The organism is Paenibacillus sp. FSL H7-0735, from assembly GCF_038008505.1.
Taxonomy (GTDB): Bacteria; Bacillota; Bacilli; order Paenibacillales; family Paenibacillaceae; genus Paenibacillus_AQ; species Paenibacillus_AQ odorifer.
Genome location: NZ_JBBOZH010000001.1, coordinates 4,397,642 through 4,423,051, shown reverse-complemented (window position 1 = coordinate 4,423,051; position 25,410 = coordinate 4,397,642). Strand labels below are relative to the sequence as shown.

General features: G+C 43.1%; 24 protein-coding genes and 1 other annotated feature. Of the genes, 21 read left to right on the top strand and 3 right to left on the bottom strand.

Annotated features, from left to right (window positions below):
* The first annotated feature begins 150 nt into the window (after window positions 1-150).
* From yfmF to NSS82_RS19970, 18 genes are all read left to right on the top strand, one after another.
* Window positions 151-1,389: an EF-P 5-aminopentanol modification-associated protein YfmF gene (gene yfmF / locus NSS82_RS20055; protein WP_254924614.1), complete on the top strand. Its 1,239-nt coding sequence runs from the start codon at window positions 151-153 to the stop codon at window positions 1,387-1,389.
* A 2-nt stretch (window positions 1,390-1,391) separates the two neighbouring features.
* A complete protein-coding gene (yfmH, locus tag NSS82_RS20050) occupies window positions 1,392-2,672 on the top strand; it encodes an EF-P 5-aminopentanol modification-associated protein YfmH (RefSeq protein ID WP_076100406.1) in 1,281 nt (426 codons plus the stop codon).
* Complete coding sequence (ymfI, locus tag NSS82_RS20045) at window positions 2,673-3,440, top strand: elongation factor P 5-aminopentanone reductase (RefSeq protein ID WP_036688412.1); 768 nt, start codon at window positions 2,673-2,675, stop codon at window positions 3,438-3,440.
* Window positions 3,441-3,577: 137 nt separating this feature from the next.
* Window positions 3,578-3,841 (top strand): DUF3243 domain-containing protein, encoded by a 264-nt coding sequence (locus NSS82_RS20040; RefSeq protein WP_036688409.1) that lies wholly within the window; start codon window positions 3,578-3,580, stop codon window positions 3,839-3,841.
* Between the two features lie 177 nt (window positions 3,842-4,018).
* Window positions 4,019-4,786 (top strand): DUF3388 domain-containing protein, encoded by a 768-nt coding sequence (locus NSS82_RS20035; RefSeq protein WP_036688406.1) that lies wholly within the window; start codon window positions 4,019-4,021, stop codon window positions 4,784-4,786.
* Between the two features lie 93 nt (window positions 4,787-4,879).
* Window positions 4,880-5,812: a helix-turn-helix domain-containing protein gene (locus NSS82_RS20030; RefSeq protein WP_036688403.1), complete on the top strand. Its 933-nt coding sequence runs from the start codon at window positions 4,880-4,882 to the stop codon at window positions 5,810-5,812.
* Between the two features lie 79 nt (window positions 5,813-5,891).
* A complete protein-coding gene (locus tag NSS82_RS20025; protein ID WP_169744781.1) occupies window positions 5,892-6,053 on the top strand; it encodes a hypothetical protein in 162 nt (53 codons plus the stop codon).
* 210 nt (window positions 6,054-6,263) lie between these two features.
* On the top strand, window positions 6,264-6,755 hold the full coding sequence (locus NSS82_RS20020) for a YajQ family cyclic di-GMP-binding protein (protein WP_036688400.1): 492 nt from the start codon (window positions 6,264-6,266) through the stop codon (window positions 6,753-6,755).
* Window positions 6,756-6,910: 155 nt separating this feature from the next.
* The gene (gene pgsA, locus NSS82_RS20015; protein ID WP_036688397.1) at window positions 6,911-7,498 is read left to right on the top strand and encodes a CDP-diacylglycerol--glycerol-3-phosphate 3-phosphatidyltransferase; all 588 of its coding nucleotides are present in this window, start codon (window positions 6,911-6,913) and stop codon (window positions 7,496-7,498) included.
* 108 nt (window positions 7,499-7,606) lie between these two features.
* Window positions 7,607-8,893 carry a competence/damage-inducible protein A gene (locus NSS82_RS20010; RefSeq protein WP_036688393.1) on the top strand — a complete coding sequence of 429 codons (1,287 nt, stop codon included), beginning with the start codon at window positions 7,607-7,609 and terminating at the stop codon, window positions 8,891-8,893.
* Window positions 8,894-9,193: 300 nt separating this feature from the next.
* Window positions 9,194-10,258 carry a recombinase RecA gene (gene recA, locus NSS82_RS20005; protein ID WP_036688391.1) on the top strand — a complete coding sequence of 355 codons (1,065 nt, stop codon included), beginning with the start codon at window positions 9,194-9,196 and terminating at the stop codon, window positions 10,256-10,258.
* Between the two features lie 110 nt (window positions 10,259-10,368).
* Window positions 10,369-11,094, top strand: a complete 726-nt coding sequence (locus NSS82_RS20000) for a regulatory protein RecX (RefSeq protein ID WP_076272316.1) — start codon at window positions 10,369-10,371, stop codon at window positions 11,092-11,094.
* 316 nt (window positions 11,095-11,410) lie between these two features.
* A complete protein-coding gene (gene rny / locus NSS82_RS19995) occupies window positions 11,411-12,955 on the top strand; it encodes a ribonuclease Y (protein ID WP_370510565.1) in 1,545 nt (514 codons plus the stop codon).
* A 211-nt stretch (window positions 12,956-13,166) separates the two neighbouring features.
* Window positions 13,167-13,961: a TIGR00282 family metallophosphoesterase gene (locus NSS82_RS19990; protein ID WP_076100408.1), complete on the top strand. Its 795-nt coding sequence runs from the start codon at window positions 13,167-13,169 to the stop codon at window positions 13,959-13,961.
* A 199-nt stretch (window positions 13,962-14,160) separates the two neighbouring features.
* Window positions 14,161-14,421 (top strand): stage V sporulation protein S, encoded by a 261-nt coding sequence (locus tag NSS82_RS19985; protein ID WP_019910496.1) that lies wholly within the window; start codon window positions 14,161-14,163, stop codon window positions 14,419-14,421.
* Window positions 14,422-14,542: 121 nt separating this feature from the next.
* On the top strand, window positions 14,543-15,508 hold the full coding sequence (locus tag NSS82_RS19980) for a dipeptidase (RefSeq protein ID WP_076272315.1): 966 nt from the start codon (window positions 14,543-14,545) through the stop codon (window positions 15,506-15,508).
* Window positions 15,509-15,646: 138 nt separating this feature from the next.
* Window positions 15,647-16,219, top strand: a complete 573-nt coding sequence (gene pduL / locus NSS82_RS19975; protein WP_036688383.1) for a phosphate propanoyltransferase — start codon at window positions 15,647-15,649, stop codon at window positions 16,217-16,219.
* Window positions 16,220-16,808: 589 nt separating this feature from the next.
* Complete coding sequence (locus NSS82_RS19970) at window positions 16,809-18,197, top strand: DEAD/DEAH box helicase (RefSeq protein WP_036688380.1); 1,389 nt, start codon at window positions 16,809-16,811, stop codon at window positions 18,195-18,197.
* Window positions 18,198-18,386: 189 nt separating this feature from the next.
* On the opposite strand, the gene dapA is transcribed toward NSS82_RS19970, so the two are convergent.
* Entirely contained in the window at window positions 18,387-19,283 is an 897-nt protein-coding gene (gene dapA, locus NSS82_RS19965) for a 4-hydroxy-tetrahydrodipicolinate synthase (RefSeq protein ID WP_036688378.1), read from the bottom strand.
* 121 nt (window positions 19,284-19,404) lie between these two features.
* On the opposite strand from dapA, the gene NSS82_RS19960 reads away from it, so the two are divergent.
* Window positions 19,405-20,280: a LysR family transcriptional regulator gene (locus tag NSS82_RS19960; protein WP_036688377.1), complete on the top strand. Its 876-nt coding sequence runs from the start codon at window positions 19,405-19,407 to the stop codon at window positions 20,278-20,280.
* On the opposite strand, the gene NSS82_RS19955 is transcribed toward NSS82_RS19960, so the two are convergent.
* Window positions 20,251-20,673: a VOC family protein gene (locus NSS82_RS19955; RefSeq protein ID WP_081384079.1), complete on the bottom strand. Its 423-nt coding sequence runs from the start codon at window positions 20,671-20,673 to the stop codon at window positions 20,251-20,253. The two genes, NSS82_RS19960 and NSS82_RS19955, sit on opposite strands and share 30 nt — an antisense overlap.
* Before the next feature lie 253 nt (window positions 20,674-20,926).
* On the opposite strand from NSS82_RS19955, the gene htpG reads away from it, so the two are divergent.
* A complete protein-coding gene (htpG, locus tag NSS82_RS19950; RefSeq protein ID WP_076106327.1) occupies window positions 20,927-22,807 on the top strand; it encodes a molecular chaperone HtpG in 1,881 nt (626 codons plus the stop codon).
* Window positions 22,808-22,868: 61 nt separating this feature from the next.
* On the opposite strand, the gene NSS82_RS19945 is transcribed toward htpG, so the two are convergent.
* Window positions 22,869-23,333 carry a DUF4362 domain-containing protein gene (locus NSS82_RS19945; protein ID WP_076272314.1) on the bottom strand — a complete coding sequence of 155 codons (465 nt, stop codon included), beginning with the start codon at window positions 23,331-23,333 and terminating at the stop codon, window positions 22,869-22,871.
* A 125-nt stretch (window positions 23,334-23,458) separates the two neighbouring features.
* Window positions 23,459-23,720: a binding site (T-box leader), on the top strand.
* Window positions 23,721-23,763: 43 nt separating this feature from the next.
* Here NSS82_RS19945 and metG point away from each other — a divergent pair.
* Entirely contained in the window at window positions 23,764-25,410 is a 1,647-nt protein-coding gene (gene metG / locus NSS82_RS19940; protein ID WP_076272313.1) for a methionine--tRNA ligase, read from the top strand.

The following is a 25,410-nucleotide window of genomic DNA, read 5'->3' as shown; positions in this document are numbered from 1 at the left end:
CAACCGGGAAGAGGCATCCGGTTGCTTCCTTACTTTGGAATGGTTTAGAATGGTTATTAATTCATAAACATGTTAATGAGCAACTATCCACGCGGTAAAGGAGTTTTGGACTTGACTAATAATGTATTTCAGCATGGCAACGTTGCAGGTATGCGTATTCACGTGATGCCTACCAAGGCGTTCAAGACCTACGCCATCTCACTTTATGCCGGCGTCCCACTTAATGAGGATACGGTCACCCCTACAGCACTTGCTCCATTTGTGCTCCGCAGAGGTACCGCTTCTTACCCAGAGACTACTCAATTCCGCGAGCGTTTGGAGGAGCTGTATGGCGCTGGATTTGGTTTTGATATTTATAAAAGAGGCGATTATCAGATTGTTCAGTTTCGCATGGACACCATTAATGACTCCTTCGTGCAGAGTCAGGAGAGCTTGCTTGAACAATCCTTTGCTTTCCTAGGAGAAGTCCTGACCCGTCCATTGGCGGAGGATGGAAGCTTCCGTCCTTCCTATGTTGCAACAGAGCGTGAAACAGTGCGCAAGAAGCTGGAATCTATCGTAAATGATAAGATTCGTTATGCAGCGGAGCGCTGTATCGAAGAAATGTGCCGTAACGAGCCCTATCGTCTTCATCCACTGGGTCAAAGAGCGGATTTGGACCGGATTACCCCAAAAAGTTTGTACGAATCCTATAATTCATGGCTGGATGGAGCTATTTTGGATCTCTATGTAGTGGGAGATACGACTACTGAGGAAGTTGAAAAGCTTGTAAAGCATCACTTCGGACGCATTCAGTCGGAGGTGGGCTTATATAGTTCCAAGTTTGTCCCAGTATCCGTCAGCGAGGTAAGGACGGTAGAGGAGAAGCTGGATGTCAGTCAGGGCAAGTTGAACATGGGTCTGCGCACATCAATTACGTATAAGGACGATACATATGCGTCCGCACTTATGTACAACGGAATATTAGGAGGGTATCCACACTCCAAACTCTTCGTCAATGTACGGGAGAAGGCCAGTCTTGCATATTATGCTTCTTCACGCTATGACGGTCACAAGGGGATTGGAACGATACAATCAGGCATCGAAACGCAAAATTACAACAAAGCTGTTGAAATTATAGAGAAACAATTGGAAGAGATGAAAGCTGGCAACATCAGTGATCTGGAGTTAAGCCAGACCAAAGCCATGATCCGCAATCAGCTTTCCGAGATTCCGGATTCTGCTTTTGAGATGATCTCTTACGACTTCAACCGCCAGTTGTCAGGAAAAGAACGGACAGCGGATCAGCTGCTAGAAGAGGTGGAACAAATCGGTGCAGGGGAAGTAAAAGCCGCAGCGGAGACCTTTCAGCTGGATACGATTTATTTCTTGACAGGGAAGGAGGAATAGAGATGGAACAGATTCAATACGACAGACTTCAAGAGACCCTTTATCATGAGGTGATGGATAATGGGCTTCAGGTTTATGTATTGCCAAAACCAACATTCAAAAAAACTTACGCCACATTTGCAACTAAATACGGTTCTGTAGATAACCATTTTCATGTCGCAGGTGGAGAAGAGACCACTGTTCCTGATGGTATAGCTCACTTTTTGGAGCACAAAATGTTTGAAGAGCCAGAAGGCGATATTTTTGCCACTTTTGCCTCAAATGGAGCTTCAGCTAACGCTTTTACAAGTTTCGATCAGACGGTTTATCTTTTCTCGGCAACAGAAAACATAGAGACCAACCTTAGTACACTCGTTGATTTTGTGCAACGACCTTATTTTACGGATGAGAATGTAGAAAAGGAAAAAGGGATCATTGGTCAAGAAATCAATATGTATGCAGATAATCCAGACTGGCGTGTGTACTTTGGCCTTATTGAGGCGATGTATTCGAAACATCCGGTTCGGATTGATATTGCCGGAACTATAGAGTCGATTAGTACGATTACGAAAGAAACACTGTACACTTGTTACAATTCTTTTTATCATCCCAGCAATATGCTGTTGTTCGTAGTGGGTGGTGTGGATCCGGAGAAGGTATTCTCCTTGATTCGCAGCAATCAGCAGGGGAAATCTTATGGTAAACAAGGTGAGATTAAGCGTATTTTTGAAGAGGAGCCGGAACAAGTCGCTACGAAGCGCTTAGAAAGCAAACTGGCTGTTTCGATGCCTAAGATTATGTTTGGATTTAAGGAAAAAGTTGATGGTCTTACAGGTGAAGCTGCGCTTAAGCGTGATTTGGCCACTAAGCTTATGCTTGATTTGCTGGTTGGCAGCAGCACAGCGTTGTACCAAAAGCTCTATGATGAAGAACTGATCTCAGACAGCTTTGGCCATGAATTTAATAGTTCAGAACAATATACTTTTTCAGCTATGGGTGGAGATACCAAGGACCCTGATTTGCTTCTAAAACGAATAAAAGAAGAAGTGGATCAGATCTTAAAGTCTGGCTTTGCTGAGAAGGATTTCGAGCGGGCACGGAAAAAGAAAATAGGCGGATATTTGCGCATGCTGAACTCCCCTGAAAGTATCGCACATGAATTTACACGTTACCAATTCCGCGGTGGTGACCTGTTTGAAGTTCTGCCTATTTACGAATCGATTACTTTAGCTGAAGTGAATGAGCGTTTACATGCCCATGTAAATTGGGAGCAGCTCGCTGTTTCACTAGTGGTGAGTCCTTAAATGGCGCTTTTGGGAGAGAGCAACAAACCATTAGGAGAAATGACAGTTCTGGTGACAGGGGGCAGCGGGGGAATCGGTGGCGCCATTGCAGAACGGTTTGCCTCTGTGGGCATGAATATTGTTATACACTACAAGCACTCACATGAAGCTGCTAATGATGTCGCTCGGCGTTGTATGGCCCTTGGAGCAAAGGTAATGACTGTAAATGCGGATATGAAGGATCGCAGTCAGATTGTACGAATGGCGGAGAAGCTTGAAAGCAATGGAATGCAGCCGGATATCCTTGTTAACAATGCCGGTAAATCTCATTACGGGATGCTCGCTGATGTGAGCGAAGAGGAATGGGACGATATTATGGCCATTAACTTGAAAGGTACCTTTATGTGCAGCCAGATTTTTATGCCGTACATGGTATCCCAGCGTTATGGTCGAATCATCAACGTTTCTTCCGTGTGGGGAATATCGGGAGCCTCTTGTGAGGTCGCTTATTCAGCTAGTAAAGGCGGAGTAAATGCTTTTACTAAGGCGTTAGCCAAAGAATTAGCACCTTCTGGCGTAACTGTGAACGCGGTAGCTCCAGGAGCGGTTAATACGAATATGTTGTCTAACCTACAGGAGGATGAGGTCCGGATGCTGGAGGATGAGATTCCGGCGGGACGTTTGGCTACTCCGAACGAAATCTCCTCATTGATTTACTTTTTGGCACTGCCAGAATCCGGGTATATTACTGGGCAGATCATTAGCCCTAACGGTGGCTGGATTACGTAATGCTTAACTTGGAGAAAAGCTCCAGCATAAGAAGCTATCGTCTGAGACATATTATAAGTGTTGTTTTTTAATCTCTCGTAAGGCGGCTTACAGCCTGTATGCAGGTGTTCGACCGTAAACATGAAGGAGGATTTAAGATGACACAAGACGATAGCGTAATCAAAAATTTTGACACCTGGAAGAAATTCTTAGGTAAACGGGTTGTACAGGCAGAGAAACTTGGGATGAGTCAAGACACAATCTCAAAGCTGGCTTTTGAAATCGGGGAATTCCTTGATGAAAAAGTGGATCCAGCAAACACTCAAAACCGTGCGATCAAAGAGCTATGGGATGTCGGCAACGATGAAGAAAAGCAAACGATTGCTAAACTCATGGTCAAGTTGGCGAAAGACAACGCCTAAGCTTGCGGAAAAGCTCCCCCTGTGGGAGCTTTTCTGCAATTATTACAGGACTGACCTTGCCTTTCATTTTTATTTTATATATCATTAACATGACCCGTGTAAAAGACCGCTTTGCCGGGGCAGCTTTTTTTGCTGTATTGGCAAAGGGTAGGGAAAAGGAATCTATGAGGTGTACAAGTGGAATATAAACAGTGGTATATGGAATACAAGATTCACAAGAACAGACCCGGTCTGCTTGGTGATATCGCTTCAATGTTAGGGATGCTGGAAGTTAACATTCTGACGATTAATGGAGTTGAAGGAAAAACTCGCGGAATGTTGCTGGAGACCAATGATGATGAGAAAATTATGCTGATGGGCGAAATGCTCAAAAAAGTTGATAATATTACAGTTTCAGCTCTGCGGTCTCCTAGGCTCGTGGACAAGCTGGCTGTGCGCCATGGGCGATATATTGAACGGGATTCAGATGATCGGAAGACGTTTCGTTTCACCCGCGATGAGTTAGGTCTATTGGTTGATTTTCTCGGTGAGCTGTTTAAAAAAGATGGGAATCAGGTTATAGGACTGCGTGGTATGCCCCGTGTAGGAAAGACGGAATCCATTATAGCTGGCAGTGTCTGTGCTATGAAACGCTGGACATTTGTCTCGTCCACACTGTTGCGGCAGACGGTGCGGAGTCAATTGGCTGAAGATGAGATGAACCCACATAATGTATTTATTATTGATGGTATAGTTAGTACGATCCGCTCTAATGAGAAACATTATAATTTATTACAAAATGTTATGAGCATGCCAAGCACAAAGGTTATAGAGCATCCAGATATTTTCGTACGCGAATCTGAGTACAGTTATGATGACTTTGATATTATTATTGAGCTGCGGAATAATCCAACTGAAGAAATCTTGTACGAGTCGTTTACGACGAGCTACAGTGATGATTTATAGAACACAAACAATGAAGAATACACTTCCGAGCATGTTTATTTATAAAGCTGGTTAAGGAAGTTTACATTCATAGAACTTACAGGAGGTGATGGTATGTCGGAACTGGGCCGGCAATTGAAAGAGGCACGTCTGCAAAAAGGGATGAGTCTTGACGATGTCCAGGAAGTAACAAAAATTCGCAAAAAGTATTTGGAAGCCATCGAGTCTGGAGACTACAAGGTGCTTCCAGGAAGTTTTTATGTGAGGGCGTTTATCAAAACGTATGCAGAAGCAGTAGGCATGAGTCCTGACGAACTGCTCGAGGAGCATGGGAACGTACCTGCACCACCCGCAGACACGACCATGGAGACGGTGATTCAAAAGCGCAGCCGTAGACCCGAAACCGAACGGAATGCAAAATGGCTGCCAACGGTGCTAATGTGGACATTCCCTATATTGATTATTGTAGTGATTTACATTTATGCTTCTAGTTTAAACAAAGCAGACCCTGATCAAGTTGATCAAACAAATATCACCAATAATGTGCAGGATCCTAATACAGCACAAACTTCTCCACCCGCATCAGGAGGCGGTGTTGTAGCGCCTACTTCCTCGGCAGGTGCTGAAGCAACTACAGAGCCAACTACGGAGCCTACGCCAACACCGACGCCAACGCCGACTCCTCAATCTATCACGGTTACACCAGATGGGAAGTCAGGCAAAACAACGAAATTTAAGGTCACAGCTCCTGCCGGAAGCGAAGTTAAGGTTGAGATTGTTGCATCCGGAGTAAGCTGGCTTGAAGTTTACAAAGGCGAGAACTCTAAAGGTGAAAAACTCTCCTTCGGAAATACAGCTGCAGGAGAAACTATGAGCTTCGTTCTTGGTAGTGAGGGCATGTATATTAAGTCTGGGTATTCCCCAGCAACTGAGATTACCGTAAATGGTCAAGTAATCACGGATGAGAAGACTTCTTCACGTCTCCTGCTTAATCTTGACGACGGTTCTGGAAGTGAAGGTACCCAAAGTGAAGGGACAGGCGAATAACAAATAGGATGTATAGACTTTGGCTTTAGAGAGAACATAAGACTGTTTTCAGTTTTAGCCAAAGTGAGGTGTACATCTTATGACAGTTAGCTGGATTGTAGCTGGCCTTGGGGTTGTTGTCAGTCTCATCGGATACTATTTGACACCAGGTGCTTGGGGATACGGAATTCTCGGATTCGGTATTGCACATATTGTGCTAGGAATTCTGGATATGTTTCGTAATCCGGTCCGAAGCAGATAGAAGCTGTAGAAATGAACGTCTCCAACGGCGTACTTCCGGTGGAGACGTGTTTCTACCCTTTGAACCAAACTCACTCGAAGGAAAAGCTCCACTTAGTGGGGCTGTTTTCTATGTCGGGTGAGCTACATAATGATTTATCCAAAATTAGACTTAATAGTACCATTCTCTTATAATAGTAGCAGACTAATTGTATAAAGGACGTGGAGTTTAATGAGTTCAGAATGTTCATTTGATATTGTATCCAAAATGGATATGCAGGAGTTAACGAATGCTATTCACCAAACAGAGAAAGAGATCGACAACCGCTTTGATTTTAAGAACAGCAAAAGCAGTCTGAAGATGGAGAAAGACGCACTTATAATCGCCTCTGAAGACGAATATAAGCTAAACGCTGTTATTGATATTTTACAATCAAAGATGGTGAAAAGAGGCATTACCCTAAAGAATCTGGACTTCGGTAAAGTAGAACCGGCTTCCCTGGGATCTGTACGTCAACGTTTAGGGCTTAAGCAAGGCATTGATCAGGAGAATGCGAAAAAGATTAATATTCTGATCCGTGATTCAAAATTAAAGGTGAAGAGCCAGATCCAAGGGGATCAAATTCGTGTAACCGGCAAGAGCCGCGATGATTTGCAGCAGATTATTCAGATTTTGCGTAAAGCTGATTTGCCGCTGGATCTACAATTCATGAACATGAAATAGAATTTTGTGCCCCGCAGTGCTTATTAGCGCTAACAACGCGGGGTGCTTTCTGTTTTTTTGACACCTATTTATTGCTATAATATACTTGCTTAAGTAGAAATGGATTAGCCTGTTTTAGGCAATTTGTATGAACGATTTAGGGGAGGAAAACTTCAGTGAATTTGCCCAACCGCATCACGCTAGCTCGTATTTGCCTGATCCCGATTATGATGTTTTTTTTACTGGTGGATTTCAGTTTTTATCCAGAACCGATACATTGGGGCTCGTTTCAGCTATCTGTTAATCATTTGGTAGCAGCTGTAATCTTTTTGCTTGCGGCCAGCACGGATGGAATAGACGGCTACATTGCTAGGAAATATAATATGGTCACCAATCTCGGTAAACTCCTTGATCCACTTGCGGACAAACTGCTGGTATCTGCAGTTCTGATTTCACTTGTGGAACTGGGCAGATGCGATTCATGGATTGCTATTGTAATCATCAGTCGTGAGTTTGCAGTCACCGGACTTCGCCAGATTGCATTGCTAGAGGGAAAAGTGGTTGCCGCCAGCAAATGGGGCAAGATAAAGACGGTTGTACAAATTGTTGCGATTTCACTGCTGTTGTTGAATAATTTCCCATTTCAATTTGTCAGTATTCCTGTAGACGATATTGCTATTTGGGCCGCAGCGCTGATCACTATTTATTCTGGAATTGATTATTTTGTGAAGAATAAGGATCTGCTACAGCTGCATAATGCGTAAGCATGTAAGCTGGACATACAAGGAAGGGTAATAGGTGAAGCACCTATTACCTTTTTTGAAATCTAAAAGCAGTGTACCTACATTATAACTAGGAGGCGAAAGCCAGGTATGAAAGCGGAGATTATTGCAGTAGGGACAGAGCTTTTGCTCGGTCAAATCGTGAATAGTAATGCCCAGTTTTTGTCTATAGAGCTAGCTGCCATCGGGATCGATGTATACTTTCAAACTGTTGTCGGTGATAACAGCAGCCGCCTGCAGCAAGCCATCGAGATCGCTCAGAGTCGGGCCGACGTTATTATCTTTACAGGCGGAATTGGCCCCACTGAGGATGATCTGACTAAAGACGCACTGGCTGCATCGCTAGGTAGAACGCTCCACATTGATCGTTTGGCGATGGATCATGTACAACGTTTCTTTGATGATCGTAAGATCGTTATGACCGAAAATAACCGCAAACAGGCACTTATAATTGAAGGAACTACACCGTTGCCGAATGAAATCGGTCTTGCGGTTGGGATTGCTTTTGAGCATGAGAAGAAATATTATATTGTGCTTCCAGGTCCACCTCGTGAGATGAAACCGATGTTCGTAGATAAAGCAGTACCGTGGCTACAGCAGCACGCCTTGACGAACGAAACACCGCTTTATTCAAAAATGCTCAAATTTGCCGGCATCGGAGAATCACTGCTGGAGGACAAGCTCATTGAGCTGATTCGCAGTCAGACTGATCCAACGATTGCTCCGTATGCCAAAGAGGGAGAGGTAACTGTTCGTATTTCGACAAAGGCCCCTTCTGAGCATGAAGCTACAAAAAAGCTGGAGATACTGGAACAACAAATCAAGGAGATTTTGCCGGAACATTTGTATGCGAACATTGATGTGCCGCTAGAGCAATTGATAGTGGATTGGATGGCGGATGCCGGCCTGACCTTAAGTGCGGCAGAGAGCTGCACCGGAGGTTTGCTGATGGAGAGTATAACAAATATTCCAGGCAGTGCTTCGATGTTTGCCGGCGGAATCGTCTGCTATTCAAATGACTTAAAGAAAAAGCTGCTGAATGTGCCAAGTGCTTATTTGGAGGGACCCAATGCCCCTGGAGCCGTAAGCCGAGAAGTTGCCGAGGTGTTGGCTGACCAAGTGAGAATGATTGCAGACAGCGATTTCGGCTTATCTGTTACAGGTGTAGCTGGACCGGGTTATTCTGAACGAAAGCCTGTTGGACTTGTATTTATCGGCTTGGCTGAACGGGGACGTAAGACAGAGGTTTATGAGCTTAATCTTAAAGGTACGCGGGAAAATATCCGCTTACGAACAGTTAAGGCTTTGCTGTATCGTCTCTGGCGGAGACTTGAGGAACGCAAGGTGGAGACACCTCTTGAGGGTTCAGACTTGTAATGGGAGATTAGCCCAGTTATAATAAACACATACGGAAGAACCGTGGCACTGAGATTTCTTTGCTGCGGTTTTTTGTATATTTGCAGAGATTTTGATCACGATGCTTTCTCATGATCATAAGTCGTTGATGTCCGGTGAAGTGGAGAATTTAATTAACTTCTATCTCCGGAGGGAGGCTTACAATAAAAGGGATAAATAACGCCCAAGACAAAAAAAACGAATGTATGTTCGAAAAAAAGCTTGGCAAGACCTTAAAAACACGTTATTATATTACTATAAACAGTGAAGGAAGTGGTCTGATTGTCAGATCGTCGTGCAGCGCTTGATATGGCGCTTCGTCAAATAGAAAAACAATTTGGTAAAGGTTCGGTAATGAAACTGGGAGAATCCACGCATATGCAAGTGGAAGTTGTACCTAGCGGATCTTTGGCACTTGATATTGCGTTAGGTATAGGCGGACTTCCAAAGGGACGTATTATTGAAGTATATGGACCGGAATCTTCAGGTAAAACAACAGTTGCTCTTCATGCTATTGCAGAAGTGCAAAGACAAGGCGGACAAGCTGCTTTTATCGATGCCGAGCATGCGCTTGATCCGAAATATGCACGTAACTTGGGCGTAAATATCGATGAATTGCTGCTTTCTCAGCCAGATACGGGTGAACAAGCGCTGGAAATCGCCGAAGCACTTGTTCGTAGTGGAGCCGTTGACATTATTGTCGTTGACTCCGTTGCTGCTTTGGTACCTAAGGCTGAAATTGAAGGCGATATGGGTGATTCCCACGTCGGACTGCAAGCTCGCTTGATGTCTCAAGCACTTCGTAAGCTTTCTGGTGCCATTAGCAAATCGAATACGATTGCTATCTTTATCAACCAGCTTCGTGAGAAGATCGGTGTTATGTTCGGTAACCCTGAGACAACTCCGGGTGGTCGTGCATTGAAATTCTACTCCTCTGTACGTTTAGATGTACGTCGCGTAGAGAGCATCAAGATGGGGAACGATGTGGTTGGTAACCGTACTAAGATCAAGATTGTGAAGAATAAAGTAGCCCCTCCATTTAAACAGGCTGATGTTGATATCATGTATGGTGAAGGGATTTCCAAAGAGGGAAGTCTTGTAGATATCGGTACTGAAATGGATATCGTGAATAAGAGTGGTGCATGGTATTCCTACGAAGGCGAGCGTCTCGGCCAAGGTCGTGAGAATGCTAAGCAGTTTTTGAAGGAACATCAGGATATTGCCCTTATTATTGAGAATAAGATCCGTGAAGCAAGTAATTTATCCACTATTGTTGCTGCGCCGAATAATGATGAGATTGTTGCAGAGCAAGAGGAAGAAGAAAAATTGCTCCTCGAAATCGAATAGTATATTAAACAATAGGACGCCCTGTGATTGATTGTTGCAGGGTGTCTTTTCTTAACAAGTATTGAAAGTAAGACGATAACTGATCTATTGCTATGAGGTGACAAACAACTATGGTAATACAACTGGATTTTGAAGCAGAAGAACAAGATGAGCAGGTGTTATCTGATTTTCCTGAAGGAGAACTCTTAGAGATCACTAAAGTAGAACGTCAAAAGAAATCTGACCACCGTTATATCATACATTTCGGAGCATATAACATGACTGTGCACGAGGACGTCATGATTAAATATCGAATGATTACTGGTAATTCTTTTATGAAGGCTGATTTGGAAGAAATTGTTGTAGCTGATGAGCGTCAACGAGCTTATGTGGAAGGCCTCCGTTATCTTGAACGTAAACCACGCACCGCTATGGAAATGACTCGCCGTTTACGCCAGAAGGAAATAGGAGAGACTATTATTGCGGAAGTGGTGCAGCGGCTACATCAGGAAAGATTTCTTGATGACCCTTTATATGCTAAGCAATGGGCGGAGCAACGAATAGCGAACCAGCGGAAAGGGAAGATGTGGATTCGACAAGAGCTACGTGAGAAGGGGATTGACAAAACCCTTATATCGGAAGCTTTGGAGAATATTACTCCTGAACAAGAGCTGGAGAGTGCACTCGAAACAGGGCGCAAGAAATGGAATCTCATCCGTGGAGACGCTTCAGATAAGCGAAGAAAGACTGGAGCCTTCCTTATGCGCCGTGGATTCTCGGGCGATATGGTTCGCCAAGTGATCAATACTTTACTTGCGGAAGACAATTATGAAGGTGAAGATGAGGAGTTTTACTAGAATCACTGATTCTCTTGACATTAATGCGTATATCGACTCTCTTGACAATGTCTTTTTATAAATAATAAAATATAACATGAATCGGCATAAAATTAGAATCCTTTTTCCTTCCCAAAAAGGAGACTGTTTTAAACGGTTCACGTACAACTCATATGAAATGTAATCGCCGGATAAGGCGGGCAGTGTGCATGTGCAGCATGTGCAGTATGGCAATCGGTTGTTTACCGGTTTTTTGTATGGTGATGAACGGATAGTTAAACAACTGCACAATTCCCAGGGATATACCTTGGAGAGGAACCAACGAGGAGGTGAACAGATGCTGGAATCATGGATCTGGGTCATTATCGTTCTCGTTGTAGCTGCAATATTCTTTGGGTTCGGTTATTTTATTCGTAAATCCCTTGCAGAAGCTAAAATCCAAAGCGCAGAAAGAGAAGCCGTTGTCATCGTTGAGAATGCGAAGAAGGACGCTGAGGCGCTGAAGAAAGAAACAGTATTGGAAGCTAAGGACGAAGTCCATAGAATCCGTACTGAAGCTGAGAAAGAAACTCGTGAACGTCGGAATGAAATCCAACGCCAAGAGAGACGTTTGCTGCAAAAGGAAGAATCTCTGGATAAAAAAATGGAATCGCTTGAAAGAAAAGAAGAACAAGTAGCTAACAAAGAGAAACGAATTGATGAAACCCAACAGCAAATTGATGTTATTTACAAAAACCAAGTCACTGAATTGGAACGTATCTCCAATTTAAGCATCGAAGATGCAAGAAGTATCATTCTTAGCAATGTTGAGCAAGAAGTTCGCCATGAAACGGCACAAATGATCAAAGAAATTGAACAGCAGGCGAAAGAAGAAGCGGATAAGAAATCCCGTGAAATCATTACACTCGCTATCCAACGCTGTGCAGCTGATCACGTGGCGGAAACAACGGTTTCAGTTGTTACGTTGCCGAATGAAGAGATGAAGGGTCGGATTATCGGTCGTGAAGGCCGTAATATTCGTGCGTTGGAAACTCTTACAGGTATCGACCTCATTATTGATGATACGCCGGAAGCAGTTATTTTGTCGGGATTTGATCCAATTCGCCGTGAAGTGGCCCGTACGGCACTTGAGAAATTGGTGGCTGATGGACGTATTCACCCCGCTCGTATTGAAGAGATGGTGGAGAAATCCCGCAAAGAAGTGGACGAACGGATTCGGGAATATGGTGAGCAAGCTACTTTCGAAGTGGGCGTTCACGGTTTGCATCCAGATTTGATCAAGATTCTGGGGCGTCTGAAATTCCGTACAAGCTATGGTCAAAATGTATTGAAGCACTCCATGGAGGTTGCTTATTTAACAGGACTGATGGCCGGTGAGCTTGGGGAAGACATCGTGCTTGCAAAACGTGCAGGATTACTTCATGATATCGGCAAAGCGCTGGATCATGAAGTGGAAGGTTCGCACGTTGAGATCGGCGTTGAACTAGCGAAGAAATATAAGGAACATCCGGTTGTTATCAACAGTATCGCATCTCATCATGGAGACTGCGAAGCTACCTCGGTTATTGCTATGTTGGTTGGCGCCGCTGACGCATTGTCGGCTGCTAGACCTGGTGCTCGCCGTGAAACACTGGAAACGTATATTAAACGTCTAGAGAAACTGGAAGAAATCTCAGAGTCATTCGAAGGCGTTGAGAAATCATTTGCTATTCAAGCGGGCCGTGAAGTGCGCGTGATGGTACAGCCAGAGAAGATTGACGATGCAGAGGCATTCCGTCTTGCTCGCGATATTACGAAGATGATTGAAAGTGAACTGGATTATCCAGGACATATCAAGGTTACCGTTATTCGTGAGACACGGGCTGTTGAATACGCTAAATAGGCAATAAGTAGATAACATACGCTTCGGAAATAACGATATTTATGATCGTTTCCTGGTACATGTTTCTGCTAGGAATATAAGGTTAAAGGATAAGATATAACTTATACTTTCTTATATTTGATGAAAATTGGCCCCTAAGCGGGGCCTTTTTTCTTTTAAATATGAAGACTTATCCGTTAGATGAAGAGGTTAAGATTAGGAGGAGAGAAACATTAAAGTACTATTCATTGGAGATATCGTAGGTAGTGTAGGTAGGAAGGCACTTCGGGAGATGTTGCCCTCATTAAAAAGCAAATATCAACCACATATAATCATAGTTAACGGTGAAAATTCTGCTGCCGGTAGAGGGATTACTAAAGCGATCGCAAATGAATTTTTTAACTGGGGCGTTCACGGAATCACCATGGGTAATCACACATGGGACAACAAGGATATCTTCGAGTTTATCGACGATGAGGCCCGGATTATCCGTCCTGCTAATTTTCCTCCAGGAACACCAGGAAGAGGATATACGGTTGTTAAAGGTAACGGGAAAGAGCTGGCTATAGTTAACCTGCAAGGCCGTACATTTTTGCCTGCGATTGATTGCCCTTTCCGTGTGGGTGAAGAAATTGTGGAAGAGCTACGTAGAGATCATAAATGCATTCTCGTTGATTTCCATGCAGAGGTTACCTCTGAAAAAATCGCAATGGGCTATTTCATGGATGGTCGCGCATCAATTGTAGTTGGGACCCACACTCACGTGCAGACGAATGATGATGTGATTTTGCCAGGTGGAACGGCTTACTTGACCGATGCGGGTATGGTTGGTTCAAGTGAAGGGATTCTGGGTATGGAAAGAGATGCAGTACTTTATAAGTTCACTACACAGCTTCCAGCACGATTTGTTGTTGATGAAGGCAAATGGCAGCTTCACGGTTTATTTGCAGAATTAGACGAGAATACTGGCGCGGCTACCCGTCTGGAGAAAATACGGCTACGTGAAGATGAATGGGTAATGAGCTAGTAGTAGGATAAGATAAGTGATTTTCTGGGTAATTTCGCCGAATAAGGGTAAAGTGTGATATTTATTATATCGAAAAAGAGTATCTATTGTACCATTTTCTCCAGAGTAGTCCGCAAAAAGAAGGAATTATTTCTTCTCTCGCGAATAACATCTAAAGTAGTGGAAGAACACCATTATTTTCCCAGGGGAGGTACTTACTATGGATGTATTAAAAGTATCAGCTAAATCCAATCCAAATTCCGTCGCCGGCGCTTTAGCAGGTGTTCTTCGTGAACGTGGATCGGCCGAATTACAAGCTATTGGAGCTGGAGCACTGAATCAAGCAGTCAAAGCAGTTGCCATTGCCCGGGGATTTGTTGCACCAAGCGGAGTAGATTTGATCTGCATTCCGGCATTTACAGACATTGTGATTGATGGAGAGGATCGAACCGCGATTAAATTGATTGTAGAACCCAGATAATAGAAGCATAGAACGGATGAACCTGTTTACTTATGTAAACAGGTTTTTTGCTTTTGGTATATAGTCTGGCGTTTTTAAGCATAGAATCTGGAATAGGGCTGCATGAAAGCGAGGGCTTGGGATGAGAACCGATAAGCTACAGGTTGCGGATTTTCATTGTGATGTGCTGAGTAAAATGCAAGCATCACCGGATATGGATTTTAAGAATGATCCCCGGTTGGATGTTACCGGAGAGCGGTTGGTAGCGGGCGGTGTAGAATTGCAGATTTTTGCGATATACCTTTCGGCAAGTAGAGGTAGACCTAGCTTTGAGAATGTTTTAGGACAAATTGATTTGTTCCGGAAAAAAATATTAGGCGCAGAGAGCCTTCAGTGGCTGCGTTGGAAGGAGGAGGTAGGTAAACGAGCAGCTGGAGCACCTCCATGGGGAATGCTCTCTCTGGAGGGTGTAGACGGTCTAGAAGGGAACCTATTTTATGCACAGCTCTGCTTTGAGCTTGGCGTGCGGTTTTTGGGGATCACTTGGAATTATGCCAATTGGGCAGCGGACGGAGTATTGGAGCAGCGCAACGGCGGATTTACGGAAAAAGGGCGAAAGCTGATCGAATGGTGCAACGACAGTGGAATGCTGCTTGATGTGTCACATTTGTCTCAAGCAGGTTTTTGGGAGCTAGCCGACTTAAGCACACGTCCGTTTATAGCTTCCCATTCGAACGCCGCAAAGATCTGCGGGCATGTTAGAAATTTAAATGATGAACAGATTAAAGCATTAATTGCAATGGACGGAAGAATGGGCCTGACCTTTTATCCGTGGTTTGTATGTGATGATGGAAAAGCTCGTATAGATGATTTGTTTAAGCATATTGATCATGTATGTAGTCTGGGTGGGGAGAAACATATGATGTTTGGTTCGGACTTTGACGGCATTGACACTTGGGTAGAGAATATGGAACATCCGGGAAAATACCCTGAGCTTGCCGAGCACCTGCTTCGTTACTATCCAGAAGCTTCCGTTAAAGGTTGGTTATATGAGAATGCGGTCTCCTACTTGCGTACAAACTTACCTTCACAGGTGTCTAAATCATGACAATCCTGTTCTAAAAGTATGAATTGTCGAAAAAAAGGCCCTCGTTATGATGTGGGGCTTTTTATTTTTGGTTAAGAAGATGTATAATGGTTAATGGCTTGTACAGATACTAGAGAAAATACAAGGAGTGACTTTACTATGAGTAAGACTGTACCCGTAGGTGTGTCGGCTAGACATATTCACCTTACGCAAGAGCATGTGGAGGCTTTGTTTGGCCCAGGATATCAACTAACGGAGTTCAAACCCCTCTCTCAACCAGGACAGTTTGCAGCAAATGAGCAAGTAGCAGTTATCGGCAGCAAAGGTAAATTTGACAAAGTAAGAATTTTGGGACCTGCTCGTCCGGCTTCCCAATTAGAAATTTCCCGTACTGACTCCTTCGCACTTGGCGTGAAAGCTCCAGTTCGCGAATCTGGAAATATTGATGGAACACCTGGCATTACGCTTAAAGGACCTGCTGGCGAAGTAGAATTGGAACAAGGCGTTATCATCGCCGCTCGTCACATTCACTTCCATACTTCTGAAGCTGAAGCTTGGGGCATTGCTGATAAGCAATTGCTTAAAGTTCGTCTCGGAGGCGATCGTGGTCTCGTATTGGAGAACGTAATTGCACGCGTATCAGACAGCTTTAAACTGGATATGCATATTGACACTGACGAAGCTAACGCTGCAGGTGCCAACAACGGCGATACTGCTGAAATCGTAGAATAGTCATCATAGTTATAGCAAAGATAAGAAGCGGGGGAGAAATCCTCCGCTTTTTTGTGCGTGTCTGATCCGCGTGCTGTAAGGATTGCGTGTCTGATCCGCGTGCTGTAAAGTTTGCGTGGTTTACCCGACCGCTTGTACATATCGGACTGTATCGCAGCTATTTCAGCATTTTGATCTATTTTGCCAAGGTATCGGACCGCATAGCTCTTATTGCCTTATATTTGTACTGAATTGGGCTTCGAAGGTGTGAATAAGTGCATCTGAGTCCGATAGCATCGCCAAAAACCATGAATCCTCAAAATAAGGGCGTCTGAGTCCGATGGATCAACAGGATCAACAGGATCAACAGGATCAACAGGATCAACAAATGATACGCCACAGGATAAATTGAGGAGGAGTATTTTACGGTTAGCAAAATATTTCTGTAAGAGCAGAACGAATAGTATCCTGAAATGGATTTTTAATGAAAATTGGTGTGATGATAAAGAAAATCTATTATTATGTAACTTATTGTGTTATGATTATGGTTTATGACGTGACAAAAGGATTTATTGTTAAGAATATATGTATTAGAAATTAAGGAGACCCAATGACATTTAATGAACTGAATATTGTGCCTGCAATTTTGAAGGCTTTAAGCAAAGAAAACTATACATCACCTACACCAATACAGGAGCAGTCGATTCCAGCTGTATTAGCGGGTAGAGATTTACTTGGATGCGCACAAACGGGAACAGGAAAAACAGCTGCATTTTCCGTGCCTATTATTCAATTGTTAAGCGAACAATCCAACCCAAACAAATCCAATAATGTGCGACGCATTCGCTCGTTGATTTTAACACCGACAAGAGAACTAGCGATTCAAATTGCTGATAACATAAAAGCGTATAGCCAATATACAGATATCCGCTCTGCTGCCATTGTTGGCGGTGTGTCACAGAAAGTGCAAGAACGCGCACTGAATCAAGGGGCCGATATTCTTATTGCTACCCCTGGCAGACTTATCGACCTGATCAATCAGAAACGTGTAGATCTGCAATATGTACAAATTTTAGTTCTGGATGAAGCTGACCGGATGCTGGATATGGGCTTTATTCATGATGTGAAACGAATCATCGCCAAAATGCCTACGAAGAAGCAAACTCTGTTTTTCTCGGCAACGATGCCAACTGAAATTTCTAAATTGATCAAAACATTGCTTGTGAATCCAGTGAAGGTAGAAATCACACCCGTGTCATCTACTGCGGATAGAATCAATCAATCGATCTATTTATTAGAGAACGGAAATAAGCAAAACCAATTGAACCTGCTGTTACAGGATAAATCCATCGTCTCAGCTTTGGTGTTTACTCGTACCAAACGTGGTGCAGACCGTGTTACCCGCGATCTGGCTAAAGTGAACATTTCTGCTCAAGCCATACACGGCAATAAATCACAAAATGATCGCCAGAACGCCTTGCGGAATTTTAAAAGCGGTGCGACTCGTGTTCTCGTAGCTACGGATATAGCTGCCCGGGGAATTGATATTGATGAGCTGTCTCACGTAATCAACTTCAATTTACCGAACATTCCGGAAACCTATGTGCACCGGATCGGTCGTACAGGCAGAGCGGGATTGAGCGGAACGGCAATTTCTTTTTGCGAAGCTGAAGAGCTTCCTTTCCTTAAAGATATTGAAAAATTGATTGGAAAATCGATTCCGGAAGTTAAGGATCATCCTTATCCGATGTCTCGTAAAACGCAAATGAAGACAGATCGTTCTGCGAAACCGTCAGGTTCGAAAGCAGCAGCTTCGAGACCATCGTCTTCCAGACCGTCGAACTCTAAACCAGCAACTGCTAAACCTGCGGCAACAAAACCGGCAGCAACAAAATCAGCGGCATCCAAACCAGCTAAAGCAAAACCTAAGTCTAACCCTCCATTGAAGCCAAAGTCCGAGTGGTTCACAAAAGGAAGACAAAAAACGAGCAGCAGATAAGTAAGTTTGAATGCGTATCGTTTTCTATAGCATTATAAAAAACCGTCAGAGTAAATTGAACTGCACCCCAATTGTTAGACACAACTAACATTTGGAGGTGCAGTTTTTTATGTTTTATGTCCTGATGATTTACAACAAAAAACAGCCGCTAAACAGTTCCTCACTGTACAACGGCTGTTGTTATTTCATTTATGCGGTTGCTTCAATTGTATTGTCCTGAACATAGGGGCTCAGTTCTTGCTGAAGTCCTGTGCTGATGGAAGTCATAGGGAGGCGAAGCGTATCCGAGGATAGTAGGCCGTTTTGGTTAAGCATCCATTTAATTGGAGCGGGATTCGATTCCTTGAACAATAGGCGGATGATCGGCAGTAGTTGTTCAAAGCTTTCTTTAGCGAAGTCCACTTGACCAGATGTAAAGGCTTCAAAGATACGAAGGCATTCTGCCGGATAAACGTTGGCAGTAGCGAGCATACCCCCAGCTGCTCCGCAGCTAAGCATTTCATAAAAGAGGGAATCATCGCCGCCAAGCACAGGTTTGGCACCTGTACGGACTAACTCCGTAACCATTTTTGTACTGCCTGAGCAGTCTTTTAAACCGACAACATTATTCATTTCTAGGATTGTACGTGCAGTATCTACCGTCATGGCGGTACCTGTACGACTTGGAATATCATAAGCCATGATAGGTATGCCTACTTCTGCTGCTTTGCGGAAATGGGCAATGATACCCTCTTGTGAAGGACGACTATAATAAGGTACGACTACTAGTGCACAATCAGCACCAAGGTTTGCAGCAATTTCCGTGCGTGCAACCGTAGAGGCTGTATCATTGGTACCTGTACCAACTACTAAGGGGATTGATGTGGATTGTAGAAGCTCACGGGAAGTGTTTACTAGAAGCTGCATTTCATTTACGGTTACAGTGGGCGATTCTCCGGTGGTTCCATTAACGACCAGACCTTGTATGCTGTTGTTAATAATGTTCTTTACATAACGCTGATACGAATCCAAATCAACTTCACCAGCAGCATTGAACGGGGTGACCACGGGGACATAAACTCCATAAATCTGTTGTTCTGTAAGCATAAATTATCGGCCTCCAAAATATTTTAATTCCTCTACATACACTTTACCATGGAAAGTAGCATCGTCGTTAGCTATAATAAATGATATGGATCATCAAAAATATTGATGTTAGGGTGAGGTAATGGATTTAACCTATTTACGAACCTTCCGCGAGGTGGCTAAACGTCAGAGCTTTACGCGAGCTGCTGAAGAATTGGGATATGCACAATCAAGTGTGACGATGCAGATACAGAAGATAGAGAAGGAATATGGAGTACCTTTAATAGAGAGGCATGGCCGTCAGCTGCGGCTTACCCCGCCAGGAGAAGAGTTATTGAAGCTGTTCGTGGAGATTTTGGATTTGTATGATCGTTCAAAAGAAACCATCGCCCAGCAAATCGGAGGAACGATAACTATTGGGACGATAGATTCTTTAGCGGCCTTTTATTTACCTCCTTACCTGCAGCAGCTAAGGACTAAATTTCCGAAGCTGGATATTCATCTGCAAACGATGCAGGAAGCTAATCTTCTTGCCAAAATAAAAGATGGCGAAGTAGATCTAGGCTTAATGTTGGATCGCACCACTGCGGATTCCATCCTTGAGCGTACGATCGTCAGAGATGAGCCGCTTGTATTGATAGCCCCCATTCATCATCCGCTTGCCCAGATGGATACGGTAACCCTAAACGATCTGAATAACTGTGAGCTAATAGTCTCGGAGGAAAGCTGTATTTACCGCAGTCTGTTCGAGAATTTGTTAAAAGAGCACGGGATCATATTCCGCATTGGTTTTGAGCTTTCGAATCTGGAGGCCATCAAACGTTGTGTAATGAATGGCCTTGGAATTGCTTTGTTACCAAAAATCGTGGCAGAGGAAGAAATTGAACGAGGAAGCTTGGCGGAGCTGTCCTTTATTCATCCCGAAATTCACTTTGATCTGCAGCTTTTGATGCACCCTAAGAAGTGGAAATCACAACCGCTGCAATTTTTAATCCAAATGTTGCTTGCAAATCATTAATTTATTCCCATCAGGATCTTTCACAACAAACCAATGCTCATCTTGAATTTCAGTTACTAGCTCTACACCGAGAGCCTTCACATAATTGAAAGAGGCTTGCAAATCATCGGTCAGTAACAAAAAAGCTGGTGTTGTAATGGGCGGTGTTCCTTCAGGTTCTAAGCCGCCCCACAACGGCATGGTATCCAGTATGATTCCAGTGTTTCCCTGCATAGGCAGCGGGCATAAATGACCGTTCATGATCTTACAATCTGTCTCTGGAAGCCCCAGGACTTGGCAATACCAGCGACGGGATTTTTCAATATCATGTACGGGAATGAATACACTGCCAATTAAGTTCTTTACGGGGCTTATTATTGTGGAATTTAAAGCGGACATTGCTTGTTCATTCATTTAAAGACCTCCCAAATCCGAAATGGATAAACCTTTATTTGGAAATTATGTATCTAATCTATTTAAATCATACAATCAATAGGATTGCAAGGGAATTGTAAATGGTTATATTTTCATATGAAAGTAGCCAAAAAATTTGACATTGAAAATGAGTTTATGTTATATAAAAAGAAGAATTAGCACTCATCTAAGAAGAGTGCTAATCACGGAATGATGAATAATAAGGTTATTTTGAAAGGAGATTTATTTATTCATGGCCAAAAAAGAGTTTAAAGCCGAATCGAAAAGATTGCTGGAAATGATGATTAACTCCATTTATACTCAACGGGAAATTTTCCTGCGTGAACTGATTTCCAATGCAAGTGATGCGATTGATAAGATCTATTACAAAGCCTTAGCTGATGAAGGCCTGGTCTTCAATAAAGAGGATTATTATATTAAAGTGACCGCCGATAAGGCGAACAGAACCTTGACGATTTCCGATACAGGTATCGGGATGACACAAGAGGAGCTGGAGAATAACTTAGGTACAATCGCGAAGAGTGGATCTCTTGCTTTTAAGAAAGAGAACGAAGCTAAAGATGGCCACAACATCATCGGACAGTTCGGGGTGGGCTTCTACGCTGCGTTTATGGTGGCTGATGACGTTATAGTGATCAGTAAGGCATTAGGCAGCGACGAGGCCTTTAAATGGGAGTCTAAGGGCGCTGACGGCTATACCATCGAGACTGTTGAGAAGGATTCTGTCGGCACTGATGTGATTTTGAAGATTAAAGAGAATACTGAAGAAGATCAATATGATGAATATTTGGAAGAATATCGCCTGAAATCCATCATTAAAAAATACTCCGACTTCATCCGTTTCCCAATCAAAATGGACGTGAAGGAACAAAAGCCAAAAGAAGGCACGGAGAACGAGTTCGAAGAAGTTGTTCAAGAACAAACCGTAAACAGCATGGTGCCAATCTGGCGCAAGAATAAAAGCGAGCTGACTACAGAAGATTACGATAACTTCTATGCAGAGAAACGTTACGGCTTCGATAAGCCGCTTAAACATATTCATATCAGTGCTGATGGTGCTGTAGTGTACAATGCGATTTTGTTCATCCCAGAAAATACACCGTTTGACTATTACACAAAGGAATATGAAAAAGGTCTTGAGCTCTATTCCAACGGTGTGTTGATCATGAACAAATGTGCGGATCTGCTGCCTGATTACTTCAGTTTTGTAAAAGGTATGGTGGACTCAGAGGATCTTTCCTTGAACATTTCCAGAGAGATGCTCCAGCATGACCGTCAGCTGACTCTGATCGCTAAGAACATTAAGAATAAAGTGAAAAGCCAACTGCAAAGCCTGCTGAAGGATGAAAGAGAGAAATATGAGCAGTTCTATAATGCTTTTGGCAGACAGCTTAAGTTTGGTGTTTATAACGATTATGGGATGCACAAAGACACCCTTCAAGATTTACTAATGTTCTACTCCTCCAAGGAGAAGAAGCTGGTTACGCTGGACGAATACGTCTCAAGAATGCCAGAAGATCAGAAGTATATCTACTATGCTTCCGGAGAGTCGATCGACAGAATCGAGAAGCTCCCGCAAACCGAGCTTGTATCGGATAAAGGGTATGAAATTCTCTACTTCACTGATGATATTGATGAATTTGCGATCAAGATGATTCAGTCTTATAAGGAAAAAGAATTTAAATCCGTATCCAGCGGAGATCTGGGGATCGAAGCCGACGAAGCGGACAAGCCAACGGAAGCGGAAGAGAACGAAAACAAGGAGCTTTTTGAAGCGATGAAGGACATCCTGTCCGGCAAAGTGAAAAATGTTAAAGCTTCCAAACGTTTAAAGACTCATCCGGTATGTCTCTCTGCAGAAGGTGAGCTGACGATCGAGATGGAGAAAATTCTGAAATCGATGCCGAATGGCCAAGAGGTGCAAGCGGATAAGGTACTTGAAATCAACATCCATCACGAAGTATTCCAGTCCTTGAAGGCGGCAGCAGAGAACGACAAAGAAAAGCTCGGTTTATACACGAACCTGCTGTACAACCAAGCGCTGTTGATCGAAGGTCTACAGGTTAGTGATCCTGTTCAATTCACCAATGATATTTGCAAAATCATGAAATAATATGAAGTACAGAGACCATCCAATTGTATTATGATTGGGTGGTCTTTTTTATTTCAGCATTTCATTTTGTTGTGCGAAAAAGGTAGTAATCAATTTCAGAGTCATTATTTGTGCAACCGCTGATCGAATAGATAATTTCACCTTGTGTGCTTTTTTTACTCGTCACTTCGGAGCAGGTATCGGTTCTGACTCCTGTGTTGCTTCCACCGAATGCATCCTTAGAGGTATCATAGCTATAATTAATCACGTTACCGTCAAATTTCAAATCCTTAAATATAGGATCGCCTTCATCTGTGTAACTTGTAACGCGTATATTGTCTGCTTTTTTGCTGGAGAGATTAGTTATAAATTTCTCGAATTTATCTAGGTTGTACACTTTTTCCCAAGAAACAATATCCCCTCTACTGATGGCTTCTTTGGAAGTATAGGGTTCACTTTTGGGAAGAGAATTAACTTTATTATCGGAACAACCCCATACTCCTCCTAGTAAAAGAAAAGAGAGTGTAAGCAAATTTACCTTTTTCACTGAGGAACCTCCTTGTAACGTATTTATATAAAAGACGGAGATTAACTGGAAAAGTTACAGTGAGCTTGATTTTTCACATTGACAATAAACAACAAATTGAGTATTATTTTCTCTAACTTGAATATGTAAAAGCAAAGAAGAGAAAGAGTACCACGGCAATTCTTTCAACAGAGAGCTCCGGTCGCTGAAAAGGAGTAAAGAAAACCCTTGGGAATATGGTCTCAGAGCTGCGCATCGAAACCTTATGGGTTGTAGGCTGCGCCGGAACCTGCATCCGTTACAGTGCTAGGGTATAAACGTTAATTAACGTCGTACCTGAAGAGGTAAATGTCATGAGGCATTTATAAAATTAGGTGGTAACACGTGAGTAGAACTCTCGTCCTTTGTGGATGGGAGTTTTTTTGTTGTCTAAAAAAGGAGGAAAAGGTTAATGAGTAATGTGTTTATAGGTGGCGCTTGGCCGTATGCGAATGGATCTTTACATCTTGGGAGATTATCAAGTGTGTTGCCTGGGGATGTGCTGGCACGATATTTTCGCTCCAAAGGGGATAACGTATTATATGTATCAGGCAGTGATTGCCATGGAACACCCGTAGCGGTTCAGGCTGTGAATGAAGGGATTACGCCCGGAGCTTTTGCAAGCAGATATCATGAAGAGTTTCTGAAGTGTTTTGAACAGCTGGGATTTAGTTATGATCTATATACTCGAACGGATCAACAGCAGCATCATAAGGTCGTGCAAGAGTTGTTTACAAAGCTACTAGAGAATGGTCATTTATATAAAAAAACCATTGCGCAATGTTACTGCGAGGTGGATCAGCGCTTTTTGCCAGACAGATATGTGGAAGGGACTTGTCCGGTATGTGGCCAGCGGGCGCGAGGGGATCAATGTGATTATTGTTCTACGATTCTAGATCCTGCCGATTTGTTAGACAGAGTATGCAAATTATGTGGTAATACACCATCAGAAAGGCCGACAGAACATTATTATCTTAGCTTATCTAATTTTCAGTTTGAATTAACGGAATATGTAGAGGAAGCACAATTTTGGAGAGATAACGCTATAAAACTGACCAAACGTTATTTACAAGAAGAGCTGCAGGACCGCGCGGTAACAAGAGACTTGTCTTGGGGTGTAGATGTTCCTGTGGCTGGATTTGAAGATAAAAAGATTTATGTTTGGATTGAGGCGGTAAGTGGTTATTTATCAGCCAGTAAGCAGTGGGCTGCACAGTCCGGAGGAAGCTGGGAGGATTTTTGGTTAGAGGAAAAAAGGAAGATAACCGCTTATTATGTGCATGGTAAAGACAATATTCCTTTTCACACTTTAATATGGCCGGCTGTGTTATTAGGAGCAGGAGGTCTGCATTTACCGGACAGGATTATATCTAGCGAATATTTAACCCTTGAAGGGCAGAAGTTCTCCACTAGCCGAAACTGGGCGGTCTGGGTACCTGATATTTTAGAGCGGTATCAGCCAGATTCTATTCGTTATTTCTTAATTGCCAATGGACCCGAGAAGCGGGACACGGATTTTTCCTGGAGAGAGTTTATTTATAGCCATAATGGAGAGCTGCTTGGAGCATTTGGTAACTTTGTGAATCGTTCATTGGCTTTTGTAGATAAGTTTTATGAAGGGAAAGTGCCGAATGGGCAATTGGATAAGGGGTGGAATGACAACATTGACCTCTTGTATCTCGAATCAGGGCGGCTTATTGAGGCTGGGAATCTAAAAGATGCGCTGGAGTATATTTTTTCTTATGTGCGCAAGGCAAACCAGTATTTCGACCTGCAAAAACCATGGATACAGATAAAAGAGGATCAGGTTTCTTGTGATTCTGCAATATACACATGTGTGCAGATTATTGCGAACCTAGCGAATTTGTTACATCCGTTTCTGCCGTTCTCTTGTGACAAGATCAGGGGGTTCCTGTCGTTAGAACTACCGAATTGGCAGCCTTGCTCGGTACCCCCTTACCAACAGGTTACTGAATTACAATTATTGTTTGAACGAATTGATATTAACCGTATTAAAGAAGAAGAGGATAGGCTCGTTCAACAACAAGTGAATAAATAG

Coding starts and splice junctions, on each gene's coding strand:
- yfmF (WP_254924614.1), top strand. CDS start 151: ATGCGTATTCACGTGATGCCTACCAAGGCGTTCAAGACCTACGCCATC.
- NSS82_RS20030 (WP_036688403.1), top strand. CDS start 4,880: ATGTCGGAACTGGGCCGGCAATTGAAAGAGGCACGTCTGCAAAAAGGG.
- NSS82_RS20040 (WP_036688409.1), top strand. CDS start 3,578: ATGACACAAGACGATAGCGTAATCAAAAATTTTGACACCTGGAAGAAA.
- NSS82_RS19955 (WP_081384079.1), bottom strand. CDS start 20,673: ATGAATGAACAAGCAATGTCCGCTTTAAATTCCACAATAATAAGCCCC.
- NSS82_RS20025 (WP_169744781.1), top strand. CDS start 5,892: ATGACAGTTAGCTGGATTGTAGCTGGCCTTGGGGTTGTTGTCAGTCTC.
- NSS82_RS20000 (WP_076272316.1), top strand. CDS start 10,369: ATGGTAATACAACTGGATTTTGAAGCAGAAGAACAAGATGAGCAGGTG.
- yfmH (WP_076100406.1), top strand. CDS start 1,392: ATGGAACAGATTCAATACGACAGACTTCAAGAGACCCTTTATCATGAG.
- NSS82_RS19970 (WP_036688380.1), top strand. CDS start 16,809: ATGACATTTAATGAACTGAATATTGTGCCTGCAATTTTGAAGGCTTTA.
- rny (WP_370510565.1), top strand. CDS start 11,411: ATGCTGGAATCATGGATCTGGGTCATTATCGTTCTCGTTGTAGCTGCA.
- ymfI (WP_036688412.1), top strand. CDS start 2,673: ATGGCGCTTTTGGGAGAGAGCAACAAACCATTAGGAGAAATGACAGTT.
- dapA (WP_036688378.1), bottom strand. CDS start 19,283: ATGCTTACAGAACAACAGATTTATGGAGTTTATGTCCCCGTGGTCACC.
- NSS82_RS20020 (WP_036688400.1), top strand. CDS start 6,264: ATGAGTTCAGAATGTTCATTTGATATTGTATCCAAAATGGATATGCAG.
- NSS82_RS19985 (WP_019910496.1), top strand. CDS start 14,161: ATGGATGTATTAAAAGTATCAGCTAAATCCAATCCAAATTCCGTCGCC.
- pduL (WP_036688383.1), top strand. CDS start 15,647: ATGAGTAAGACTGTACCCGTAGGTGTGTCGGCTAGACATATTCACCTT.
- metG (WP_076272313.1), top strand. CDS start 23,764: ATGAGTAATGTGTTTATAGGTGGCGCTTGGCCGTATGCGAATGGATCT.
- NSS82_RS19960 (WP_036688377.1), top strand. CDS start 19,405: ATGGATTTAACCTATTTACGAACCTTCCGCGAGGTGGCTAAACGTCAG.
- htpG (WP_076106327.1), top strand. CDS start 20,927: ATGGCCAAAAAAGAGTTTAAAGCCGAATCGAAAAGATTGCTGGAAATG.
- NSS82_RS20010 (WP_036688393.1), top strand. CDS start 7,607: ATGAAAGCGGAGATTATTGCAGTAGGGACAGAGCTTTTGCTCGGTCAA.
- NSS82_RS19980 (WP_076272315.1), top strand. CDS start 14,543: ATGAGAACCGATAAGCTACAGGTTGCGGATTTTCATTGTGATGTGCTG.